22 protein-coding genes and 1 riboswitch are annotated in these 19,955 nt (G+C 72.5%); of the genes, 12 read left to right on the top strand and 10 right to left on the bottom strand.

Going from position 1 to position 19,955, the window contains the following annotated elements; all coding sequences use genetic code 11:
* Window positions 1–105: 105 nt before the first annotated feature.
* A riboswitch (TPP riboswitch) is annotated at window positions 106–201 on the top strand.
* The 3 genes from thiM (at window position 190) to thiD (ending at window position 3,379) form a co-directional block, all read left to right on the top strand.
* A complete protein-coding gene (thiM, locus tag DEJ00_RS17120; protein ID WP_181440225.1) occupies window positions 190–1,056 on the top strand; it encodes a hydroxyethylthiazole kinase in 867 nt (288 codons plus the stop codon). (Overlaps the previous riboswitch by 12 nt.)
* Complete coding sequence (gene thiE / locus DEJ00_RS17115) at window positions 1,053–1,805, top strand: thiamine phosphate synthase (RefSeq protein WP_258373724.1); 753 nt, start codon at window positions 1,053–1,055, stop codon at window positions 1,803–1,805. Before thiM ends, thiE begins: the two co-directional genes overlap by 4 nt.
* Entirely contained in the window at window positions 1,802–3,379 is a 1,578-nt protein-coding gene (gene thiD, locus DEJ00_RS17110; protein WP_111058187.1) for a bifunctional hydroxymethylpyrimidine kinase/phosphomethylpyrimidine kinase, read from the top strand. The genes thiE and thiD overlap by 4 nt, the downstream gene beginning before the upstream one ends.
* On the opposite strand, the gene DEJ00_RS17105 is transcribed toward thiD, so the two are convergent.
* From DEJ00_RS17105 to DEJ00_RS17090, 4 genes are all read right to left on the bottom strand, one after another.
* Window positions 3,324–3,833 carry a metallophosphoesterase gene (locus DEJ00_RS17105; protein ID WP_111058186.1) on the bottom strand — a complete coding sequence of 170 codons (510 nt, stop codon included), beginning with the start codon at window positions 3,831–3,833 and terminating at the stop codon, window positions 3,324–3,326. The two genes, thiD and DEJ00_RS17105, sit on opposite strands and share 56 nt — an antisense overlap.
* Window positions 3,830–4,300: a MarR family winged helix-turn-helix transcriptional regulator gene (locus tag DEJ00_RS17100; protein ID WP_051596672.1), complete on the bottom strand. Its 471-nt coding sequence runs from the start codon at window positions 4,298–4,300 to the stop codon at window positions 3,830–3,832. Before DEJ00_RS17100 ends, DEJ00_RS17105 begins: the two co-directional genes overlap by 4 nt.
* Before the next feature lie 83 nt (window positions 4,301–4,383).
* Window positions 4,384–4,845 (bottom strand): VOC family protein, encoded by a 462-nt coding sequence (locus DEJ00_RS17095; RefSeq protein ID WP_111058185.1) that lies wholly within the window; start codon window positions 4,843–4,845, stop codon window positions 4,384–4,386.
* A gap of 21 nt (window positions 4,846–4,866) precedes the next feature.
* Window positions 4,867–5,163: a GNAT family N-acetyltransferase gene (locus DEJ00_RS17090; RefSeq protein ID WP_110862566.1), complete on the bottom strand. Its 297-nt coding sequence runs from the start codon at window positions 5,161–5,163 to the stop codon at window positions 4,867–4,869.
* 77 nt (window positions 5,164–5,240) lie between these two features.
* Between DEJ00_RS17090 and DEJ00_RS17085 the strand changes: the two genes are divergently transcribed.
* Window positions 5,241–5,876 (top strand): NADPH-dependent F420 reductase, encoded by a 636-nt coding sequence (locus DEJ00_RS17085; protein ID WP_111058184.1) that lies wholly within the window; start codon window positions 5,241–5,243, stop codon window positions 5,874–5,876.
* A 144-nt stretch (window positions 5,877–6,020) separates the two neighbouring features.
* Here DEJ00_RS17085 and DEJ00_RS17080 read toward each other — a convergent pair whose 3' ends face one another.
* The gene (locus DEJ00_RS17080) at window positions 6,021–6,989 is read right to left on the bottom strand and encodes an aldo/keto reductase (protein ID WP_111058183.1); all 969 of its coding nucleotides are present in this window, start codon (window positions 6,987–6,989) and stop codon (window positions 6,021–6,023) included.
* Window positions 6,990–7,086: 97 nt separating this feature from the next.
* Between DEJ00_RS17080 and DEJ00_RS17075 the strand changes: the two genes are divergently transcribed.
* Entirely contained in the window at window positions 7,087–8,322 is a 1,236-nt protein-coding gene (locus tag DEJ00_RS17075) for a hypothetical protein (protein WP_181440224.1), read from the top strand.
* A 177-nt stretch (window positions 8,323–8,499) separates the two neighbouring features.
* Here DEJ00_RS17075 and DEJ00_RS17070 read toward each other — a convergent pair whose 3' ends face one another.
* Window positions 8,500–9,357, bottom strand: coding sequence for a LysR substrate-binding domain-containing protein (locus tag DEJ00_RS17070; RefSeq protein WP_017886578.1), 858 nt, complete (start codon window positions 9,355–9,357; stop codon window positions 8,500–8,502).
* Window positions 9,358–9,526: 169 nt separating this feature from the next.
* Between DEJ00_RS17070 and DEJ00_RS17065 the strand changes: the two genes are divergently transcribed.
* The gene (locus DEJ00_RS17065) at window positions 9,527–10,849 is read left to right on the top strand and encodes an MFS transporter (protein WP_071247258.1); all 1,323 of its coding nucleotides are present in this window, start codon (window positions 9,527–9,529) and stop codon (window positions 10,847–10,849) included.
* Window positions 10,850–11,026: 177 nt separating this feature from the next.
* Here DEJ00_RS17065 and DEJ00_RS17060 read toward each other — a convergent pair whose 3' ends face one another.
* Complete coding sequence (locus DEJ00_RS17060; RefSeq protein ID WP_111058181.1) at window positions 11,027–11,674, bottom strand: NAD(P)-dependent oxidoreductase; 648 nt, start codon at window positions 11,672–11,674, stop codon at window positions 11,027–11,029.
* Window positions 11,675–11,782: 108 nt separating this feature from the next.
* On the opposite strand from DEJ00_RS17060, the gene DEJ00_RS17055 reads away from it, so the two are divergent.
* Both DEJ00_RS17055 and DEJ00_RS17050 read left to right on the top strand, forming a co-directional pair.
* Window positions 11,783–12,145 (top strand): helix-turn-helix domain-containing protein, encoded by a 363-nt coding sequence (locus DEJ00_RS17055; protein ID WP_071247254.1) that lies wholly within the window; start codon window positions 11,783–11,785, stop codon window positions 12,143–12,145.
* Between the two features lie 49 nt (window positions 12,146–12,194).
* Entirely contained in the window at window positions 12,195–13,226 is a 1,032-nt protein-coding gene (locus tag DEJ00_RS17050) for an NADPH:quinone reductase (protein WP_111058180.1), read from the top strand.
* Between the two features lie 144 nt (window positions 13,227–13,370).
* Here DEJ00_RS17050 and DEJ00_RS17045 read toward each other — a convergent pair whose 3' ends face one another.
* The gene (locus tag DEJ00_RS17045; protein WP_027465208.1) at window positions 13,371–13,556 is read right to left on the bottom strand and encodes a hypothetical protein; all 186 of its coding nucleotides are present in this window, start codon (window positions 13,554–13,556) and stop codon (window positions 13,371–13,373) included.
* Between the two features lie 41 nt (window positions 13,557–13,597).
* Entirely contained in the window at window positions 13,598–14,407 is an 810-nt protein-coding gene (locus DEJ00_RS17040; protein ID WP_111058179.1) for a GAF domain-containing protein, read from the bottom strand.
* Between the two features lie 113 nt (window positions 14,408–14,520).
* Here DEJ00_RS17040 and DEJ00_RS17035 point away from each other — a divergent pair, with 113 nt between their 5' ends.
* On the top strand, window positions 14,521–15,417 hold the full coding sequence (locus DEJ00_RS17035) for a patatin-like phospholipase family protein (RefSeq protein ID WP_111058178.1): 897 nt from the start codon (window positions 14,521–14,523) through the stop codon (window positions 15,415–15,417).
* Window positions 15,414–17,474: an alpha/beta fold hydrolase gene (locus tag DEJ00_RS17030; protein WP_111058177.1), complete on the top strand. Its 2,061-nt coding sequence runs from the start codon at window positions 15,414–15,416 to the stop codon at window positions 17,472–17,474. The genes DEJ00_RS17035 and DEJ00_RS17030 overlap by 4 nt, the downstream gene beginning before the upstream one ends.
* Window positions 17,475–17,513: 39 nt before the next feature.
* Here DEJ00_RS17030 and DEJ00_RS17025 read toward each other — a convergent pair whose 3' ends face one another.
* Window positions 17,514–18,695 carry an acyl-CoA dehydrogenase family protein gene (locus DEJ00_RS17025; protein ID WP_111058176.1) on the bottom strand — a complete coding sequence of 394 codons (1,182 nt, stop codon included), beginning with the start codon at window positions 18,693–18,695 and terminating at the stop codon, window positions 17,514–17,516.
* Window positions 18,696–18,754: 59 nt separating this feature from the next.
* Between DEJ00_RS17025 and DEJ00_RS17020 the strand changes: the two genes are divergently transcribed.
* Window positions 18,755–19,363 (top strand): QsdR family transcriptional regulator, encoded by a 609-nt coding sequence (locus DEJ00_RS17020; protein ID WP_071247243.1) that lies wholly within the window; start codon window positions 18,755–18,757, stop codon window positions 19,361–19,363.
* Window positions 19,360–19,803 (top strand): thioesterase family protein, encoded by a 444-nt coding sequence (locus DEJ00_RS17015; RefSeq protein WP_111058175.1) that lies wholly within the window; start codon window positions 19,360–19,362, stop codon window positions 19,801–19,803. The genes DEJ00_RS17020 and DEJ00_RS17015 overlap by 4 nt, the downstream gene beginning before the upstream one ends.
* Window positions 19,804–19,955: the final 152 nt, after the last annotated feature.

Genomic DNA, 19,955 nt, shown 5'->3' with positions numbered 1-19,955 from the left:
GGCCGGGTGGGGGCCCGGGGGGCGTTGCATCTGGCACGGTCCAACCCTGGCACACGGTGCCCGGAGCGGGCCTCGAAGTGGTCACCGGGCGTCGTGTACGGTGTCGCTCGAGACACGGGGTGCCGCATCCAGCGGCTGAGATCACACCCGTCGAACCTGCTCGAGCTCGTACTCGCGAAGGGATCGTCCATGGAAACCGCTGCGCCCTCCCCTGCCTGGGCCCACCGAACCGCCGAACTGCTCGAGGCCGTGCGTGCCCGGGCCCCGCTGGTGCAGTGCATCACGAACACCGTCGTGCAGAACGTCACGGCGAACGTGCTGCTGGCACTCGGGGCCTCGCCCGCGATGGTCGACGTGGCGACCGAGGCGGGGCCGTTCGCGCGCGTCGCGGATGCTCTGCTGGTGAACACCGGCACCCCGCACGCCGAACCGCGGGTCGCCGCGCTCGAGGCCGTGCACGCGGCCCGTGACGCGGGCACCCCGTGGGTCCTGGACCCGGTGGCCGTCGGTTCGCTGCCGGTGCGGACCGCCCTGGCGCGTGACCTGCTCGCGCTGCGCCCGACGGTGCTGCGGGGCAACGCGTCCGAGGTGCTCGCCCTGCTCGGCGACTCGGCCGGTGGCCGCGGGGTCGACAGCACCGTGGGCACGGAGGACGCCCGGGTCGCGTCCGTCGCTGCTTCGGACGGGAGGCTCGTGGCTGCGGTGGCCGTGTCGGGTGCGGTCGATCTGCTGGTCGCGCCCGGCATCGGTGTGGTCCGGGTCGCGAACGGGACCGATCTGTTGACGCGGATCACCGGTGGCGGGTGCGCGCTCGGCGCGGTCGTCGCCGCGTTCACGTCGGTCGCGCCGGAGGACGCGGGGGCCGCTGCCGTCGCCGCCACCGCGGTGCACACGATCGCCGCCGAGCTCGCGGCACGGGAGGCCGGCGGGCCGGGGACCTTCCAGCCGCTGTTCCTCGACCGGCTGGCGTCGCTGACCCCGGAGGACGTCGTCCGCGAGGCCCGGATCACGGTCGAGGCCGCTCCTGCGGTCGACGCCCGGGCGGTGTCGGCGTGAGCGGGCTGCAGTCTGCGGGGTTCGGCGTCTACCTGGTGACCGACGGTGCCCTGGCCGACCGGCACGGCATCGGGGTGCTCGGGGTCGTCCGCGCCGCCGTGCACGCCGGGGTCCGGATCGTGCAGGTGCGGGACAAGGACGCCTCGGCGCGTGACCTGCTCGCCCTGACCGCCGCGGTCGCCGACGCCGTCGGGGACCGCGCGAGGGTGGTGGTCGACGACCGGCTCGACGTCGTCCTCGCCGCGCGGCACGCGGGACACCGGGTCGCGGGCGTGCACCTCGGCCAGTCCGACGTCCCCGTCACGGCCGCCCGTGCCCTGCTCGGAGCGGACGCCCACGTGGGCCTCACGGCGAACACGCTCGCGCACCTGGCTGCCGTCGAACGACTCCCCCGCGGCACCGTGGACCTGCTCGGCGTCGGGGTCGTGCACCCCACGGCGACGAAGGCCGACCACCCGCCGGCCCTCGGCCACGACGGGTTCGCCCGGTTGGCCGCCGCCACCGACCTGCCGTGCGTGGCGATCGGCGGGGTGACCCTCGACGACGTCGTGCCGCTCCGGGCAGCCGGTGCCGCGGGCGTCGCGATCGTGTCGGGCATCTGCGCCGCGGCCGACCCCGGGTCCGCCGCGGCGGCGTACGTGGCCGCGTGGGGCCCTGGACCCGGCCACGGGGCGGAGGCGGGGCGGCCCGCAGAAGGCGCACCGGTCCTCCCGGCCTCCACCTCCACGCGCCGCGGGGCGGACGCATGAGCGTCCCACGGGTGCTGAGCATCGCCGGGACCGACCCGACGGGTGGGGCCGGGATGCAGGCGGACCTCAAGGCGATCGCCGCGCACGACGGGTACGGGATGGGGGTCGTGACGGCGCTCGTCGCGCAGAACACGCACGGGGTGCGGTCGGTGCACGTGCCGGACGTCGGGTTCCTGCGGGAGCAGCTCGACGCGGTGTCGGACGACGTCGTGGTCGACGCGGTGAAGATCGGGATGCTCGGCACCGCCCACGTCGTGCGGGTCGTGACGGACTGGCTGCGGGAGCACCGGCCGGCGGTGGTCGTCGTCGACCCGGTGATGGTGGCGACGAGCGGGGACCGGCTGCTCGACGAGGACGCGGCGTCGGCCATGGGGGCGCTGTTCGCGCTCGCCGACCTGGTGACGCCGAACCGGGCCGAGCTCGTGGTGCTGGCGGAGCTGGCGGAGTCTGGTGCGGCTGGTTCCGGTTCGTCTGCATCGACGTCGGCTTCGTCGCTGGATGCCGCGCGTGCGGTGGCGGCGCGGTGGGACGTCCTGGTGCTGGCGAAGGGCGGCCACGACGAGGGACCGACCTCCGACGACGTGCTCGTGGCACCGGACGGCACCGTGCGGGTGTTCACCGGCCCCAGGGTCGCGACGACGAACACGCACGGCACCGGGTGCTCGCTGTCCAGTGCGATCGCGACGCTCGCCGCACGGCACGGCGACTGGGAGCTCGCGGTCGGGGTGGCGAAGGAGTGGCTGACGGCGGCGCTCCGCGGGGCCGATGCGCTGTCGGTCGGGAGCGGCAACGGCCCGGTCGACCACGGGGCGCAGGCGCGGGCGGCCCTGCCGGCGCTGTCGTACACGGACGTGTGGTGGGCGGATGCGGCATCGGTGCTGCAGGAGACGATCGACTGCGCGTTCCTGGTGGGGCTCCGGGACGGGACGCTCGAGCCGGAGGTGTTCGCGGGCTACCTGGCGCAGGACGTCCACTACCTGCGGGCGTACGAGCGGCACCTGGCGGCGCTCGGGGTCGGTGCACCGGGTGCCGGTTCGGATGCGGGTGCTGCCGCTGCTGCTGCGTTCTGGGCGGCTGCTGCGCAGGGGTGTGCCGACGAGGCCCGCGACCTGCACCACCGTCGACTGGCCGGTTCGCACGCCGACGATCCCGTGCACCCCACGTGCGCCGGGTACCTCGCACACCTGCAGCAGGCGGCCGACTCCGGCTCCGCGGCGGTGCTCGCCGCCGCGGTGCTGCCCTGCTTCCGGGTCTACGCCTGGGTCGGGTCGCAGCTCGGGGTCGCTCCGGACGGGCACGCATTCGCCGACTGGATCACGGCGTACGGGGACCCGGGGTTCGCGGCGTCGAGTGCCGAGGCGACCCGGCTCGTCGAGGAGCTGGCCCGTGCCGCGACACCCGACGAGCGAGGGCGGATGGCGCGGGCGTTCCGGCGTTCGACGGAGTGGGAGCTCGCGTTCTTCCGGATGCCGACGGAGGCACGCGACCGGGGCGAGCGGCCAACCGGGGCTAGCGGGGCTAGCGGGCGACCGGCGGCAGCCGCACCAGTTCGACGGACAGCTCGGCGCCGGTGACCGTGCCGCGCATCCACGTGTGGTCGGGCTGGCGACGGCGGTCGGTCGGCGAACCGGGGTTCAGCAGGCGCATCCCCGACGGTGCCACGGTGTCCCACGGGATGTGCGAGTGGCCGAAGACGAGCACGTCGGTGTCCGGGTACTCGGCGTCCATCCGCCGCTCCCGACCGGTCGACGCCCCGGTCTCGTGCACCAGGGCGAAGCGCAGGTCCTCGACGCCGAACCGAGCGACGAGCGGCAGCCGGTCGTCGAACTCCGGGCCGTCGTTGTTGCCCCGCACCCCCGCGAAGCGGCTGGACCGCGCCTGCACGGCGTCGAGGGTGGCGAGGTCGACCCAGTCCCCCGCGTGCACCACGAGGTCGGCCGCGTCGACGTCGGCCCACAGCCCGGGCGGCAGGTCCTTCGCGCGCTTCGGCAGGTGCGTGTCGGACAGCAGGACGAACGACGTCGTCACGACTCGGTGGGTGCCGGCATCGGGAGCCCGGCCTCGTCGGAGGCGCCGAGGCGCTCCAGCAGCCCGGCGAGCAACGCGATGTCGTCGTCCGACCAGTCCGCGAGCCGTTCGTCGAGCGCGTCCCGGTGCAGCTGCACCGACCGCTCGAGCGCTGCACGGCCGGCGTCGGTCGCCTCGAGCGGCTTCGCGTTGCCGCTGCCGCCGTCGGTCGTCCGCACCAGTCCGGTCGCGAGGAGCCCGGACAGCTGCCGCGAGATCGTCGAACGGTTCAGCCGCAGGTAGCGGGCGATGTCGATGGCCATGCAGCCCGGGTGCTGCACGACGAAGTCGACGAGGGACTGGTCGACGACGCTCAACACCTGGTCCGAGCCCCGGGCACGGATGCTCGCCCGACGGGTGATGCGGGCGAGCTCGGTGTACGCCCGGCTGATGTCGCTGTTCCGGACCCTCGAACTCGGGTGGTCCATGGTGGCTCCAGCCTGTCTGTGCCGGCGCCTGCCGGCGGTCTCCTGGTCCGGTCACACTACCGGCGGGTCCGTGTGGAGTGGGGTCAGCGACCGGCCGCGGCAGCCTGCAGTGCGGGGATGTCCAACTTGACCATCTGCATCATGGCCTCGAACACGCGGGCGTTGGCCTCCGGGTCGCCCGATCCGCTCATCAGCTCCCCCAGCATCGACGGGGTCACCTGCCACGCCAGACCCCAGCGGTCGGTCAACCACCCGCACGCCGTCGGGCTCCCGCCGTCGGCGAGCAGAGCGTCCCACAGCCGGTCGAGCTCGTCCTGCGTGTCCACGTCGACCTGGAACGAGACCGCGTCGGTGTGCGGGTGCCCGGGGCCACCGTTCATCGCGCGGTACGGAGCGCCGAGCAACGTGAACTCGACGACGAGGGCACGACCGTCGGGCATCCGGCTGACACTGTCGACGCGGCTGTCGGGGAACAGTCCGACGTAGTACTCGGCCGCTTGTTCGGCCTGGTCGTCGTACCAGAGGAACGGGGTGATGGTGGGCACGGGAGCCCCTTCGTTCGGTGCTCAGTCCGCGGCGCTGCGGCTGAGCAGGTCGGCTTTCTCGGGGTGTTCGTCGAACCACTTGCCGACGAACCAGCACATCGGCACGATGCGCTTCGTGGTCGACGACTCGACGTCGGCGACGGCGTACTCGACGAGTTCCGCCGCGTAGCCGTGGCCGCGGTGCTTCGGGACCGTGTAGGTGTGCGGGAACGCGACAGCGTCACCGTTCACCCGGTAGTCGAGCACGCTCACGAGCTCGCCACCGACGTACATCGCGTAGCGGTCCTGGTCGGTCTCGTCGCGGAACTCGTGGTCCATGCCCGCCATCATGCTCCCGGCGGGGCGATCGTGCCGCCCGGGGAATGCACGACGGCGGGCAGCGTTGCAGGGACACCATGACAACCATCGGAATCATCGGCGCCGGCAACATCGGATCCCAGCTCGCACGACTCGCGGTACGGAACGGCCACCAGGTCGTCATCGCGAACTCCCGCGGCCCGGAGACCCTGACCGACCTGGTCACCGAACTCGGCGACGGCGCACGCGCAGCGACCCGGGACGAGGCAGCCGCAGCGGGCGAGATCGTCGTCGTGACGGTGCCGCTCGCCGCGATCGAGACGATCCCCGTCGAGCCCCTCGTCGGCAAGGTCGTCATCGACACGAACAACTACTACTGGGAGCGCGACGGCCACATCGCCGCCCTCGACGACCAGTCCACGACCACCGCCGAGCTGCTGCAGGACCACCTGCCCGGCGCCCGTGTCGTGAAGGCGTTCAACCACATCGGCGCCGACGACCTGACCGGCCACGCGACGCCGGCCGGCACCCCGGACCGTCGTGCCCTCGTCATCGCCGGTGACGACGACTCCGCCAAGCAGACCGTCGCCGAGCTCATCGACGCGTTCGGCTTCGACGTCGTCGACGCCGGGCCCCTCGCCGAGGGCTGGCGCATCCAGCGGGACACCCCCGGCTACGGCCCGCGGATGACCGCCGCCGAGCTGCGCGACGCCCTGGCCGCCGCGACGCGCTAGTCCTCGGCTCCGCGCAGCCCGCCGCCGTTTCGCGCTGAGCGACACCTCACGGGCTCCGCAGCCCGTGACCTGTCGCTCAGCGCGAAACACGCCGGCGCGAAACGACTCAGCGCGAAACAGCGCGAAACGGCGCGAAGCGCCCGCTCAGGCCCGGTCGAAGATCGTCGTCATGTCGGCGATGTCGTCCTCGGTCGGCGTCCACGTCGTGCCGGCCTCGACGTTCTGCGTGATCTGCTCCGGCTTCGTCGCCCCCGCGATGACGCTCGACAGCCCCGGCTGCGCCAGGAGCCACGCGAACGTCGCCTGCAGCATCGTCACGCCCCGGTCGTCGCAGAACCGCTGGTAGTCGTCGAGCACGTCCCACGGGGCGTCCTCGAGCACCTGCGGCTTCGATGTCGTCAGCCGCCCGTCGGCCGGGCCGCCCGCCTTCGTGTACTTGCCGGTGAGCAGCCCGTTGTACAGCGGGAAAAACGGCAGGAACCCGAGCGCGTACGCCCGCACGGCCGGCAGGACCTCGGCCTCGGCGACCCGGGCGAGCGGGCTGTACTCGTTCTGCGCGGACACGAACGCGGTGGTGCCGGCGATCGACGCCGTGAGCTCGGCCTCGGCGATCTGCCACCCCGCGAAGTTCGAGTGGCCGACGTAGCGGATCTTGCCCTCGCGGACCAGGTCGTCGAGGACCGACAGGGTCTCCTCGATCGGCGTCACGTCGTCGGGCCGGTGCATCTGGTACAGGTCGATCCAGTCCGTGCCGAGGCGGCGCAGCGACGACTCGACCGCGAGCCGCACGTACCGACGGGATCCGCGGACGCCCCAGTCCGGGCCGTTCGCGCCCTGCATGTCCATGCCGAACTTCGTCGCGAGGACGATCTCGTCGCGCCGGCCGCGGATCGAGCGACCGAGCATCTCCTCGGACATGCCCGGCACGCCGCCGTAGATGTCGGCGGTGTCGAAGAGCGTCACCCCGGCGTCCAGGGCCGCAGCGACGACGGCGTCGGTGCCCTCCTGCGTCTCGGACGCGGTTCCCCGCCGCCCGAAGTTGTTGCAGCCGAGGCCGACGGTGGAGACGACGAGCCCCGAGGGGCCCAGGGGACGGTGTTCGATTCCGGTCATCACCCGAACGTACCGGCGACCCCGAACTGGGGCTGCGATCCACACAGCGGTTGCCGCTACAACTGAGCATGGATCAGTCGACGGAAGGAGCGCCGCAGTGGCAGCGCATCGCATGCCCGAATCGGACCGGCCCCGTCGGCCCGTCCCGGCCTGGGTGACCGCGCCGCCCGTCGACGAGGTCGCGCCCGAGCGGGTCGCCGCGGCCGGTCACGTGAACGCCTCCGCCCGGGAGGCCCGCCCCACCCCCGCCTCGTCACGCGCCGCCCACGCGGCGCCGGTCCCACCGACCACGGTCGCCCCCGCCAGGACCGTGCCCACCGCGCACGCACCGACCGCCGAGCCCGCGTCGATCGCCGCCCTGGTCGAAGCCGACGCCCCGGTGCCCGACTTCCCGCCGCAGCAGGAACTGCTGCCCCCGGCCCCGACGTCGCCGAACGTGCACACCGTGCCGTTCGAGACCCCCGCGATGCCGCCGTCGTCGGTCGTCCCCGCGTCCGGGCTCGTGGTGCCGGTCTCCCCGGTCGCCGCCGCACCCGCCTCGGCCGACGCCACTCCGCTCGTCGCACCGCTCACCACCCCGTCGCCGGAGGCCGCCCCGGCACCGCCGACCGCTGCGCCAGCGGTGCCCGTCGCCGGACAGCCCCGGTTCTCGGTGCCCGGCCTCGAGCACGTGGTCGTCGAGGGCACCGATCCCGAGCCCGTCGGCCCGATCGGCTACCGGACGCCCCGACGCTTCGCGCACCAGCAGGCCGCCGCACGGTCGGCCGCACCGGCGCCCGCACCCGCACCCGCACCCGCACCCGCACGATCCTTCGACGCCGTCCTGCACGCGGCACCGGCCGCCGCCGCTCCCGGCAGCCCCGCCGTCGCGACCCCGAACGTCGACGCGACCACGGCCGTGGTCGCACCCACCCCGGTGCCGCAGGGTGCTGGCGGGGGCGGGGCGGGCCTCCCGACCGAGCTGCTCGACCAGCCCGTGGCCGCAGCCGCCGTGCCGGAGCCGCGCCGTGCGCTCGGCGCGACCGCCGGTGCGGTGCTCGGCGCCGTCGCCGGGATCGCGACGATCGGTCTGGCGGCCTGGTGGTTCACCGCTCCCGCGACCGTGCACGGTGTCGGCGTGGTGCTCGGACTGCTCGCGCTGGTGCTCTCGATCGTGACGCTGCGCGACCGGACGGCCACGTGGCAGCGCCCGGTCGCGCTGCTCGGCGCCGTGCTCGGTGGTGTCGGTACGGTCGTGCTGCTGTGGGCCGTCGCGGCGGCGCTGCTGCCGCTCGCGGGGGTGACGCTGCCGGACGTCACCGGCACCGGCACGACCCCGACGCTCGCCCCGTAGCGCAGCGCGCCCCAGGAGCGCTCGGACGCCGTCGTCTCGGCAGGACGCCGCGTCGACGTCGAGACGCCCCCGAACGTCGCGGCGTCTCGGTGGCTCGGCGGCGGCGGGACAACACGACGGCGTCTCGCTGCAGCCACCAGCCCCCACACGCCGGCGTCTCGGCGCCGATGCGCGCGCTCAGACGGCGCGGACGACCCCGCGGGACAGGATCGCGTTCGTCAGCGCGTCGATCGGTTCCCGCTGCACCGTCGGGTTGGCGATGAGGACGTAGTCCACCGCCGGCAGGTCCGGCAGCCCGAGCCGCTGCGACACCTTCACCAGGTCGGCAGGGATCAGCGAGTGCGGGAACACCGCGACGCCGATGCCCGCGCGCACCGCGGCGAGCACCCCGTTGACGTCGCGGGTGTTGCAGGTGATCCGCCAGGTGCGGCCGGCGGCCTCGAGGGCGTCGATCGCCATCTGCCGGCTGATGCTCGGCGCCTGGTACGCGATGAGCGGGACGGGTTCGCCGGGTTCCAGGGCGATGCCGTCCTGCGCCATCCACACCATCTGGTCGGTGGCGACCCGGGTGCCCTCGGCGGACTCCCCCGCCGTCTGCTTGATGAACACCAGGTCGAGCTGGCCGGCGTGCACCCGGCGGAGCAGCGGTGACGACTGGTTCACCGTGAGCTCGAGGTTCACCTGCGGGTGCAGTCGTCGGAAGTCCCGCAGGATCCGCGGCAGCTGCGTGATGGCGAGGTCGTCCGCCGCCCCGAACCGCAGCCGTCCGCGGGTCGCCGCGCCCGAGAAGTAGGCGTCGGCGGTGGCGTGCGCGGCGAGGATCGTCCGCGCGAACCCGGCCATCGCGTCCCCGTTGTCGGTCAGGGCGACGCCGCGGGTGTCCCGGGCGACCAGGGTGCGCGCCACCGCGGTCTCCAGGCGCCGCACGTGCTGGGACACCGTCGGCTGGCTGATGCCGAGCCGGGTGCCGGCCTGCGTGAAGCTGCCGGTCTCCGCCACGGCCAGGAACGTCTGCAACAGGACCGGATCGAGCACGGGGCACCTCGTTCGTTCGCGCGGCGTTCGCGGTCGTTCGCGCGGTCGTTCGCGCGGTCATTCGACATCGCAATGGAGTGATAGCCACCATAGGGGTATCGAATGGGCCGGCGCCACGTAGTTTCGTTGGGGTACCAGATCCACACCGACGTCCGGAGAACCCCGCACCGTGAGCGCGTCACCGACGACCCTCCCCCCGCCCACCGAACCGCTCCCGATCCAGGCCACGCGACCGCCGTGGCGCCACACGCTCATCGCCCTGTCCGTGCCGAACTTCCGGCTGTTCACGGCGACCAACCTGGTGGCGATGACCGCCGGCTGGATGCAGCGCATCGCACAGGACTGGCTCGTGCTGCAGCTCACCGGGTCGGTCGCGCAGGTCGGCATCACGGTCGCCTGTCAGTTCGCACCGATGCTGCTGTTCGGGCTGCTCGGCGGCGTCCTGGTCGACCGGTTCTCGAAGCGCGCGCTCATGATGATCACGCAGGGAGCCTTCGCGGTGCTGTCCGCGCTGCTCGCCGTCCTGACGCTGGCCGGCGTCGTCGAGGCGTGGCACATCTGGGTGATCGCCTTCCTGGTCGGCATGGTCACCGTGATCGACAACCCGGCACGGCAGGTGTTCGTCACCGAGATCGTCGGCCACAAGCACCTGCGGAACGCCATCAGCGTGAACTCGTCGGTGTTCCAGCTCGGCGGCATGATCGGTCCGGCGCTGTCCGGGGCCCTGCTCGTCGCGGTCGGCGCGGGGTGGTCGTTCGGTGTGAACGCGATCGCCTGCGTCGCCGTCGTCGTGACGCTCGGGTTCCTGAAGGTCTCGGAGCTGCACCGCACACCCCCGGCGCCCCGCGGCAAGGGCCAGCTCGTGGAGGGCCTCCGCTACGCCGTGCACAAGCCGACGATCATCGTGCCGGTGATCCTCGTCGCGTTCTTCTCGGTGTTCGCACTGACGATGCCCGTGCTGCTCTCCGCCTTCGCGTCACAGGTGTACGACGTCGGTGCCGGCGGTTACGGGGTCTTCAACTCCGCCGTGGCGATCGGCGCCCTGGTCGGCGCGCTGCTGTCCACCCGCCGGGCCGTCGTCCGGCTCCGCACCATCGTCGGCGGGGTGTTCTGGACGGGCGTGCTGCTCGTCGTCTCGGGGTCGATCCCGGCGATCGCACCGTTCACCGTCGCGCTCGTGGCGGTGGGGATGTCGCAGCTGCTGTTCCAGACCGCGTCGAACTCGCTCGTGCAGCTGTCGTCGAACGTGGCGATCCGCGGCCGGGTGATGTCGCTCTACGTCCTGGTGCTGCTCGGTGGGCAGGCGATCGGCGGGCCCCTGATGGGACAGATCGTCGACCACTACGGCGCGCACGTGGGGATGATGGTCGCCGGTGGCGTGCCGGCAGCAGCCGCCGCGGTGATCGCGCTCGTGCTCGCCCGCCGGGGCGGCCTGCACCTGGCGGTGCGGATGCGCCACCACCTGCCGGTGCCGGCGATCGTCGCCCACTAGCGGGGGCCCTGGCGGTGACCACCCGCCGGTCTGGAGGCCCGTGGCGGCCCCGCCCCGCGCCTCCCGTCCGCCCGTTGGTCGCGTCGGGCAGTGCGCAAAACACCGGTGTTCACGCTCGACGCCGCGGGATCCGGCGGTGTGTTGTGTGAACACCGGTGTCTTGCGAGGGGCAGTGCCTCAGTAGGCGACGCCGAACCGCGTCTGGTGGTGTGCCGGGGTGACGATCTCGTCGACGAACGCGATCGCGTAGTCGGCGCCGGAGATGTCCGAGTTGCCCTCGGCGTCGGCGAGCAGGACCTCGTCCGAGGCGCGGTAGGTGCCGCGACGCTCGCCCGGGTTGTAGCCGCCGAAGGCCGCGGCGGGGCTCACGTAGAACCAGTCGACCTGGGTGTCCGAGGCGCGCAGGGCGTCGAGGATCTGCGCGTGGCTCTTCGCCTCGCCCTTGAAGGCGTCCGGGAAGCCGTCGGTGTCGAAGAGGCGGGGGCCGTCCTCGGACACGCGCATCGAACCGGCACCGCCGACGATGCCGAGACGCGCACCCGCTGCGGCGGCGGCGTCGACGAAGTGCTGGAACTTGTCCTTCAGCTCGCTGCCGTCCGCCTGCACGGCGTGGAGCGAGACGACGACGACGTCGGCACCCTTCGTGACCTCGGACACGAAGTCGGCGTCGAACGCGTCACCCTGCGCCAGGGTGAGGCCCTCGGCCGGCTCGAGCTTGCTCGTGTCGCGGGCGACCGCGGTGACGGTGATGCCGCGGGAGAGTGCCTCGTGGGTGATGGCGGAGCCGGCGTAGCCGGTGCCTCCGAAGACGACGATGTTGGTCATGGTGTTCCCTTCGTGGACGTGCTGGGCGTCAGTGACGTTGACAGTCACCGTACAAGAGTTACTCTCTTTGAGTAAGTAGGCACCTGGCGGTGCGTTGCGGAGGACACCATGTCAGCACTCGAGTACAGCCCCTATGCGGCGGACTGCCCCAGTCGGCAGCTGCTCGACCGCATCGGCGACCGGTGGAGCGTGCTGACGATCGGCGCCCTCGCCGACGGTCCCGCACGGTACTCGGCGGTGGCGGCCCGGGTGCAGGGGGTCTCGCAGAAGATGCTCACCCAGACGCTGCGGGCCCTCGAACGCGACGGCATGGTGACGCGGACGGTGTTCCCCGAGATCCCGCCGCACGTGGAGTACGAACTGACCGAGCTCGGCCGGTCGCTGCGCACGGTGCTCGTGCCGCTGGAGGACTGGGCCACCTCGCACATGCCCGACGTCGCCGAGGCGCGCGAGGGGTACGACGCGCGCTGAGCACCCCGCACTCGGAATCCCCGACGGCGACGAGTGGTTGCCTGGGGACATGCGATCGATCGTCTACACGAAGCCCGGTGCCAGCAGCGTCCTCGAACTCGTCGAGCGGGAGATCCCGGAGCCCGGAGCCGGTGAGGTCCGCGTCCGCGTCGTCGTCTCCGGCGTCAACCCGACCGACTGGAAGGCACGCGCCGGCGGGACCTACGGCGACGGGCTGCCGTTCCCCGAGATCACGCCGAACCAGGACGGCGCAGGTGTCGTCGACGCCGTCGGTGCCGGAGTCGACGGACTGGCCGTCGGCGACCGTGTCTGGCTGTTCATGGCGGCCGCCTCGCGGCCGACCGGCACCGCGCAGGAGTACACGGTCGTGCCCGAGTCGCGCGTGGTCCCGCTGCCCGACGGCGTCTCGTTCGACGTCGGCGCCTCGCTCGGCGTCCCTGCGATGACCGCGCACCGAGCGCTCACCACCCACGAGGACGGCCCCGCACGCCTGGGCCCCGGTGCCCTGGACGGCTTCACCGTGCTCGTCGCCGGCGGTGCCGGTGCCGTGGGGCACGCCGCGATCCAGCTCGCCCGCTGGGCCGGCGCGACCGTCATCACGACGATCAGCTCGGACGCGAAGGCAGCACTGGCGACTGCGGCCGGCGCCCACCACGTCGTGAACTACCGCGACGAGGACGCCGCCGAGCGCATCCGGTCGATCGCACCGGACGGTGTCGACATCGTCGTCGAGGTGTCGATCCCACAGAACGCCGCGCTGGTCGCCGACGTGCTGGCGAACCACGGCGTCGTGTCGATCTACGCGAACAACGGCGGTGACGAGGCGAGCCTGCCGATCCGCCCGAACATGAGCGTGAACGCCCGCTACCAGTTCCTGCTGCTCTACACGATCGGCGACGAGGCGCTGTCCGCGGCGGCCGAGGACCTCACCGAGGCGCTGCACGACGGTGTGCTTCCGGTCGGCGAGGACGCCGGTCTCCCGCTCACCCGGTTCGCGCTCGAGCAGACCGCGCAGGCGCACGACGCCGTCGAGCAGGACACGGTCGGCAAGGTGCTCATCGACGTGACCGAGGGGCGGTAGCCGCGACACCGGCTCCGGCTCCGGCTCCGGCTCCGGCTCGGGCTCCGGCTCGGGCTCGGGCTCGGGCTCCGGCTCGGGCTCGCAGACGACGAACGGCTCCCACGCATGCGTGGGAGCCGTTCGTCGTGGACGATGCGGGAGGGGTCAGCGACCCAGACGCGCGGCGATGGCTGCGGTGACCCGGAGCCGGGCTGCAACGCGCTCGCGTTCGATGTTGGCGGCGATGACGTCGAGGTCTTCGTAGTCGGCGTCGGTGGTGGTGTCGTTCCAGTTCGGCGAAGAGATCCGGGCACGCCCGAACGACGGCGGAGCAGGGTTCACGGTCGTCATGGGGGCATCGTACGTCGAGCGTCCGACAGAGCGTGTGAGCATCACGGGCCTTTCCTTGGATTGCGGTCGCGCTCGGGGAACGAGTAGGTCAGCGAGAACGCGACGGCCATGAACGACGCCATCATCGCGATGTTCTTGGCGTCGAGTTCGGTGAAGGCGTCGGGGACCGGGGAGTCGACGGTGAGCATGCCGAACGAGTACTGGTCGGACCGGATCACCACCGAGACGTACGAGGTGTACCGCGGTTCGAAGCCCGGCAGGTCCTGGTCGACGTCCACGTCGGCCGAGCGGTCACCGACGATCCGGGGTGATCCCCCGACCAGCACCCACTCGAGGTTGCGGTCGCCGTAGGGCGTGCCCGCTCGGAAGACCCCGGCGGTGTCGCCGGCGCCACCGTGACCGATCGGCTCGAGCGCCCGCAGATCGGTGGACAGCTGGTACACGTTGGCGCGGACGTCGGGCACCTTCGGCAGCAGGTAGAACGCCAGGGCCACGGCGACGCGGTCGGCGACGACCGAGAGTTCGCCGTGGCGATCGGACCGGGGCAGCTCGGTGAACCGGACGAGCCGGGTGGCGATCTGGCCGAACGCGTACCGGACCGCCGTCGACTGCTCGAGCTCGGCCGCGGTGGCGTTGTCCTCGGCCACGGACCGTGCGGCGTCGCTGCGCCGGGTCCGAACGACCTGCAGGGTCACGGCACCGACGAGCACGACGAGCCCGAACGCGACGAGCGACAGTCGGACCGCCGGCGTGACGAACAGGTTCGGCAGCTGGAACGCCGCGGTGGGCGCAGCAGCCACCACGATCGGCCACACGACCGTGCCGACCCGTCCTGAACGCTGGTTCCCCATGACCACGACGCTAGGTCACGCCACCGACGCGGACGGAGTTGTCCACAGGCCGGTTCTCCACAGGATCCATCGGCCTCCACCGGCCCGTCGCACGCAGCTGGTAAGCAGGACCCATGACCGACGTCAGCACGCCCGTTCCCGGATCCAGAGCCCTCGTCCTCGGTGGCGGAGGTGTCGCCGGCATCGCGTGGGAAGTCGGTGTCCTCGTCGCCCTGCAGGAAGCCGGCGTCGACCTCGACGCCGCCGACCTCGTGGTCGGCACCAGCGCCGGCAGCGTCGTCGGCGCGTTCGTCCGGAACGGTGCCGTCCAGCAGGCCTACGACCAGCAGCACACCCCTGCGCCCACCACCTACGAAGAGCCGGCGCCCATCGACGTCGAAGCCGTGCAGCAGCACATCGGCGCAGCACTGCAGGGCGCGACCGGCGAGCAGGACGCCCGCGCTCGACTCGGCCAGGCCGCCCAGCAGGTCGTCGGCGGGCAGAGCGACGACGAGCGCACGGCGACCTTCGGCGAGACGCTCCCGTCCACCGAGTGGCCGGAGAAGCCGCTCACCGTCACCGCGGTCGACGCCACCGACGGCACCTTCCGCCTGCTGACGGCGGCCGACGGTGTGCCGCTCCCCCGTGCGGTCGCTGCCAGCTGCTCGGTGCCCTTCGTCTGGACACCGGTCGCCGTCGACGGCCGCCCCCACGTCGACGGTGGCGTCCGCTCGGGCACCAACGCCGACGCGGCCGCCGGGTACGAGCGGGTGCTCGTCATCGCCTGCGGCCCCGAGGGCCCGTCACCGTGCGGGCCGTGGCTCGACGTCGCCGTCGAGGCACTGCGCGCCGGCGGTTCGTCGGTCGAGGTCGTCGTGGCGGACAGCGCGTCCCAACAGGCCTTCGGCACGAACTCGCTCTCGCTCGCCACGCAGGCGCCGTCGGCCGAGGCCGGTCACGCCCAGGGCACCGCGGTCGCCGAGCAGGTCGCTGCCTTCTGGGCCGAGGACCTGGCGAGCGTGCACGCATGAGCACCCCGTTCTCCGACCTCGACCAGTACATCGCGCTCCCCCGCGTCGACGGCATCGACATCAGCCCCGACGGCACCCGCGTCGCGCTGACGGTCAGTGCGCTCGACCCGGACGCCACCGGGTACCGCCGATCGATCTGGCAGGTGCCCGCGACGCCGACCCCCGACACCGCCGCGCGACCGGTCCGCCTCACACGCTCCGCCAAGGGCGAGGGCGGCATCGCCTTCACCCGCACCGGCGACCTGCTCTTCGTCTCCGCCCGGCCCGACGCCGACGCCACCGACCTCGAGGCCGCCCAGCTCTGGGTGCTGCCCGCGGCCGGCGGCGAGGCCCGTCCGCTCACCCGCCTGGCCGGGGGCATCGGTGGGGTGCTGGCCACCGCGGCATCGTCGGACCTCGTCGCGCTGACCGCCGACCTGCTGCCGGGGGCCGGCTCCGACCCGGCGACCGTGCTCGAAGCCGACGCGGAGCTCCGGAAGACCCGGAAGGACAAGCACGTCCGCGCGATCCTGCACGAGACTTACCCGGTCCGGTACTGGGACCACGACCTCGGCCCGGCACAGACGCACGTCCTGACCCTCGACACGGCGGGCATCGACACCGACAGCGACGGCGACGCCGCCGGCGTGAGCGCCGAACCCGTCCCGCCCGTCGACCGCACACCGGCCCCCGGCCGTTCGCTCGACCACGTCAGCGGAGCGCTCACGCCCGACGGCTCTGTCCTGTTGGCATCCGTCGGTGTCCGGGAGGCCCGTGGGGACCGCTCGACGCTCGTCACCATCGACCTGTCCAGCGGCCACCGCACGGTGCTGTTCGACGACGTCGACGTCGACCACGAGATGCCGGCGCTCAGCCACGACGGCCGGACGATCGCCTGGGTCCGCACCGTCCGCTCCACCCCGGCCGGCGCGAACCAGCAGGAGGTCTGGGTCGCCGGCATCGACGGCTCCGACGCCCGCCGCGTCGCGACCGACTGGGACCGCTGGCCGAGCGAGCTCGTGTTCGAACACGGTGACCGCGCGCTCCTGGCGGTCGCCGACCAGGACGGCCGCGCGCCGGTCTTCCGCATCCCCCTCGACGGCGGAGCCGTCGAGCAGCTGACGCACGACGACTGGGCGTACTCGAGCCTGCGCGTGGCGGCGGCGACGGGCGTGGTCGTGGCGCTCCGGGCCTCCTGGGCGGCCCCGCTGCACCCGGTGCGGATCGCGACGGACGGCACGGTGACCCCGTTGGGGACGCCGGCGTCCCTGCCGGACCTGCCCGCGCACCTGGAAGAGGTCGAGACGACCGCCGCCGACGGCGCCCGCGTGCGCGGCTGGCTCGTCGTGCCCGAGGGCGACGGGCCGCACCCGCTGGTCCTGTGGATCCACGGCGGACCGCTCAACTCGTGGAACCAGTGGTCCTGGCGTTGGAACCCGATGCTGCTCGCCGCCCGGGGCTACGCCGTGCTGCTGCCGGACCCCGCGCTCTCCACCGGTTACGGACTCGACTTCGTGAACCGCGGCTGGAACGCCTGGGGGCAGGCGCCGTACACCGACCTGATGGCGATCACCGACGTGGTCGAGGCGCGGGCGGACATCGACGCGACCCGGACCGCAGCGATGGGCGGGTCGTTCGGCGGGTACATGGCGAACTGGGTCGCCGGGCACACCGACCGGTTCCGCGCGATCGTCACCCACGCGAGCCTGTGGGCGCTCGACCAGTTCAACGGCACGACGGACTCGTCGCAGTACTGGTCGTCGATCTTCGACGCCGACGGGATCGCGGCGAACGACCCGCACCGGTTCGTGGCCGAGATCACGTCGCCGATGCTCGTGATCCACGGCGACAAGGACTACCGGGTGCCGATCGGCGAGGGGCTGCGGCTCTGGTCCGAACTCGCGGAGCACCACGCGGCACCGGACGGCTCGATGCCGCACCGGTTCCTGTACTTCCCGGACGAGAACCACTGGGTCCTCGCTCCGCAGCACGCCGTGGTCTGGTACGAGACGGTGTTCGCGTTCCTCGGGCAGCACGTGCTCGACCAGGAGTGGGAGCGGCCGGCCCTGCTCGGGTAGCGCTCGCGCCCGGCGAGCGGGCGCGAGCCGGGCGGGCCGCTAGACGAACGCGGCCTGCCCGGTGATCGCCCGCCCGACGATCAGGGTGTTGACCTCGCGCGTGCCCTCGTACGAGTAGATCGCCTCGGCATCGGCGAAGAACCGGGCCACGCCCTTGTCGAGCACGATGCCGTTGCCGCCCTGCACCTCGCGGCACCAGGCGACGGTCTCCCGCATCTTCGCGGTCGCGAACGCCTTGGCCATCGCGGAGTGCTCGTCGCCACCGACCCCGGCGTCCTGCATGGCCGAGGCCTGGGTGCACAGAGCGATCGAGGCCGTGATGTTCGACAGCGACTTGACGAGCAGGTCCTGCACGAGCTGGTGCGCAGCGATCGGCTTGCCGAACTGGATCCGCTCGCGGGCGTAGGCCAGCGCAGCCTCGTACGCCCCGACCGCGATGCCGACGGCCTGCCAGGCGACCTCGGTGCGGGTCAGCCGGAGCACCTCGGCGGTCGAGCGGAACGACGTCGCGTTCTGCAGCCGACGCGACTCGGGCACCCGGACGTCCTGCATGACGATGTCGGCGTTCTGCACCCCGCGCAGGGCGATCTTGTCCTCGATCTTGGTCGCGGTGAAGCCCGCGGTGTCGGTGGTGACCAGGAAGCCCTTGACCTGACCGTCGGCGACGTCCTTCGCCCAGATCACGACGACGTCGGCGAAGGTGGCGTTGCCGATCCAGCGCTTCTCGCCGTCGAGCACCCACTCGTCGCCCTCGCGCCGGGCGGTGGTGCGCAGGCCCTTCGCCGAGTCACTGCCCGAGTACGGCTCGGTGAGCCCGAACGCCCCGACGATCTCGCCCGTGGCCATCCGGGGCAGCCACTCACGCTGCTGTTCGTCGCTACCGGCGACCGCGATCGAGTTCATCGCCAGGCCGGACTGCACGCCGATGAAGGTGGCGACGCTCGCGTCCACGCGTCCGAGTTCGAGGGCCGCCCAGCCGCGGTACACGGCCGAGTTCTCGAACTGCCGCACGAGCGGGACGCCCGGCCCGTACATGCCGAGTTCGGCCAGCGGCGCGATCACCTGCATCGGGAACTCGGCGCGCGCCCAGTACTCGTCGGCGATCGGCGCGACCTCGCGCTCGAGGTACTGCCGGAGCCGCCCGAGCGACGCGCGCTCCTCGACCGTGAGCTGCTGCTGGAAGCCGTAGAAGTCCGATTCGAGCAGGGGCGTCGCGGGCATGGTCGTTGACATGGGAACCACGATGCATCATTCTCGAAAACGTTGCAAGAGAGGATCGCGTGTACACATCGGATTCAGCGCTGCGCGCCTTCCGGGAGGCCCGTCACACCTTCATCGCCGGCTCACGGATCGACATGGGGGCGTTGGCTGCCGCACTCGGCGTCGACCGCACGTCGCTGTTCCGGTGGGTCGGCAACCGTGACCGGTTGCTGTCCGAGATCCTGTGGTCCCTCGCAGTCCCGACCCTCGACGGGGCGACCCACGCCGCCGACGAGATCGGGGCGACCGGAGCAGCCCGGCTCGTCGTCGTGCTCGACCGGTTCACCGCCGACCTGATCGACGCCCCGTACTTCCGGGCGTTCCTGACCCGCGAACCCGCTCGGGCGATGCGTCTGCTCACCACCTCGGACAGCGACGTGCAGAGCCGGTTCGTCGCCCGGGTGACCGCACTCATCGAGCAGCAGGAGTCGTCCGGTACGTTCGATCCGGCACCGTTGTCGGCTGAGGAGCTCGCACGGCTGCTCGTCCGGATCTCCGAGTCGTTCACCTACGCCGAGTTCATCTCCGGTGAGACCCCTGATCCCGACCGGGCACGTGCGGCGTTCGAGTACGTCCTACGGCCCGACGCGGTGCACGCCACACCCGCACCACCGATCGGAGACCGATGACCATCGACGAGTACCCGTTCCGCCGGACCTACCCCACCAGGTGGAACGACAACGACATGTTCGGGCACGTCAACAACACGATCTACTACTCGGCGATGGACAACGCGTCGACGTACTGGTTCCGCGAGGTCGCCGGGCTCGACCCGTTCTCGTCGGAGTGGATCGCCGTGCTGGTGTCGTCGAGCTGCCGGTTCGTCGAGTCCGCCGTCTGGCCGGACGTCATCGAGGTCGGGATGCGCTCGAAGCACCTCGGCAACACGAGTCTGTCGTGGGAGTTCGGCCTGTTCCGCCAGTCCGACGGCGCCCTGCTCGCCACGGGTGAGTTCGTGCACGTCATCATCGACCGCGAGGGCGCCCGCCGGCCGATCCCGCTGCCCGCCGAACTCCGCGAGCTCGTGACCGGCTCGATGGTCGCGCAGCAGCCCGCCGTCGCCGACTGACCAGCCGCGCGGCGCACGTCCCGCGCACGCCCCGGCGCACGTCCCGCCCGACCCCGCGCACGTCCCGCCCGGAGCCCCGCGCACAGCCAAAGTGCTCCCGAACCGCGCAATCGCGTGGTTCGGGAGCACTTTGGTTGCGCCGATCGGATCGG

This window comes from Curtobacterium sp. MCLR17_039, from assembly GCF_003234745.1.
GTDB lineage: Bacteria > Actinomycetota > Actinomycetes > Actinomycetales > Microbacteriaceae > Curtobacterium > Curtobacterium flaccumfaciens.
Note: the sequence above shows the minus strand (reverse complement) of the source record. Positions and strands in the feature narration are given on the sequence as shown.

What these genes read in the sequence shown, in the direction of transcription:
- thiM (WP_181440225.1), top strand. Translation starts at nt 190, where the DNA reads ATGGAAACCGCTGCGCCCTCCCCTGCCTGGGCCCACCGAACCGCCGAA.
- thiD (WP_111058187.1), top strand. Translation starts at nt 1,802, where the DNA reads ATGAGCGTCCCACGGGTGCTGAGCATCGCCGGGACCGACCCGACGGGT.
- DEJ00_RS17100 (WP_051596672.1), bottom strand. Translation starts at nt 4,300, where the DNA reads ATGGACCACCCGAGTTCGAGGGTCCGGAACAGCGACATCAGCCGGGCG.
- DEJ00_RS17090 (WP_110862566.1), bottom strand. Translation starts at nt 5,163, where the DNA reads ATGGACCACGAGTTCCGCGACGAGACCGACCAGGACCGCTACGCGATG.
- DEJ00_RS17085 (WP_111058184.1), top strand. Translation starts at nt 5,241, where the DNA reads ATGACAACCATCGGAATCATCGGCGCCGGCAACATCGGATCCCAGCTC.
- DEJ00_RS17080 (WP_111058183.1), bottom strand. Translation starts at nt 6,989, where the DNA reads ATGACCGGAATCGAACACCGTCCCCTGGGCCCCTCGGGGCTCGTCGTC.
- DEJ00_RS17060 (WP_111058181.1), bottom strand. Translation starts at nt 11,674, where the DNA reads ATGACCAACATCGTCGTCTTCGGAGGCACCGGCTACGCCGGCTCCGCC.
- DEJ00_RS17055 (WP_071247254.1), top strand. Translation starts at nt 11,783, where the DNA reads ATGTCAGCACTCGAGTACAGCCCCTATGCGGCGGACTGCCCCAGTCGG.
- DEJ00_RS17050 (WP_111058180.1), top strand. Translation starts at nt 12,195, where the DNA reads ATGCGATCGATCGTCTACACGAAGCCCGGTGCCAGCAGCGTCCTCGAA.
- DEJ00_RS17045 (WP_027465208.1), bottom strand. Translation starts at nt 13,556, where the DNA reads ATGACGACCGTGAACCCTGCTCCGCCGTCGTTCGGGCGTGCCCGGATC.
- DEJ00_RS17040 (WP_111058179.1), bottom strand. Translation starts at nt 14,407, where the DNA reads ATGGGGAACCAGCGTTCAGGACGGGTCGGCACGGTCGTGTGGCCGATC.
- DEJ00_RS17035 (WP_111058178.1), top strand. Translation starts at nt 14,521, where the DNA reads ATGACCGACGTCAGCACGCCCGTTCCCGGATCCAGAGCCCTCGTCCTC.
- DEJ00_RS17030 (WP_111058177.1), top strand. Translation starts at nt 15,414, where the DNA reads ATGAGCACCCCGTTCTCCGACCTCGACCAGTACATCGCGCTCCCCCGC.
- DEJ00_RS17025 (WP_111058176.1), bottom strand. Translation starts at nt 18,695, where the DNA reads ATGCCCGCGACGCCCCTGCTCGAATCGGACTTCTACGGCTTCCAGCAG.
- DEJ00_RS17015 (WP_111058175.1), top strand. Translation starts at nt 19,360, where the DNA reads ATGACCATCGACGAGTACCCGTTCCGCCGGACCTACCCCACCAGGTGG.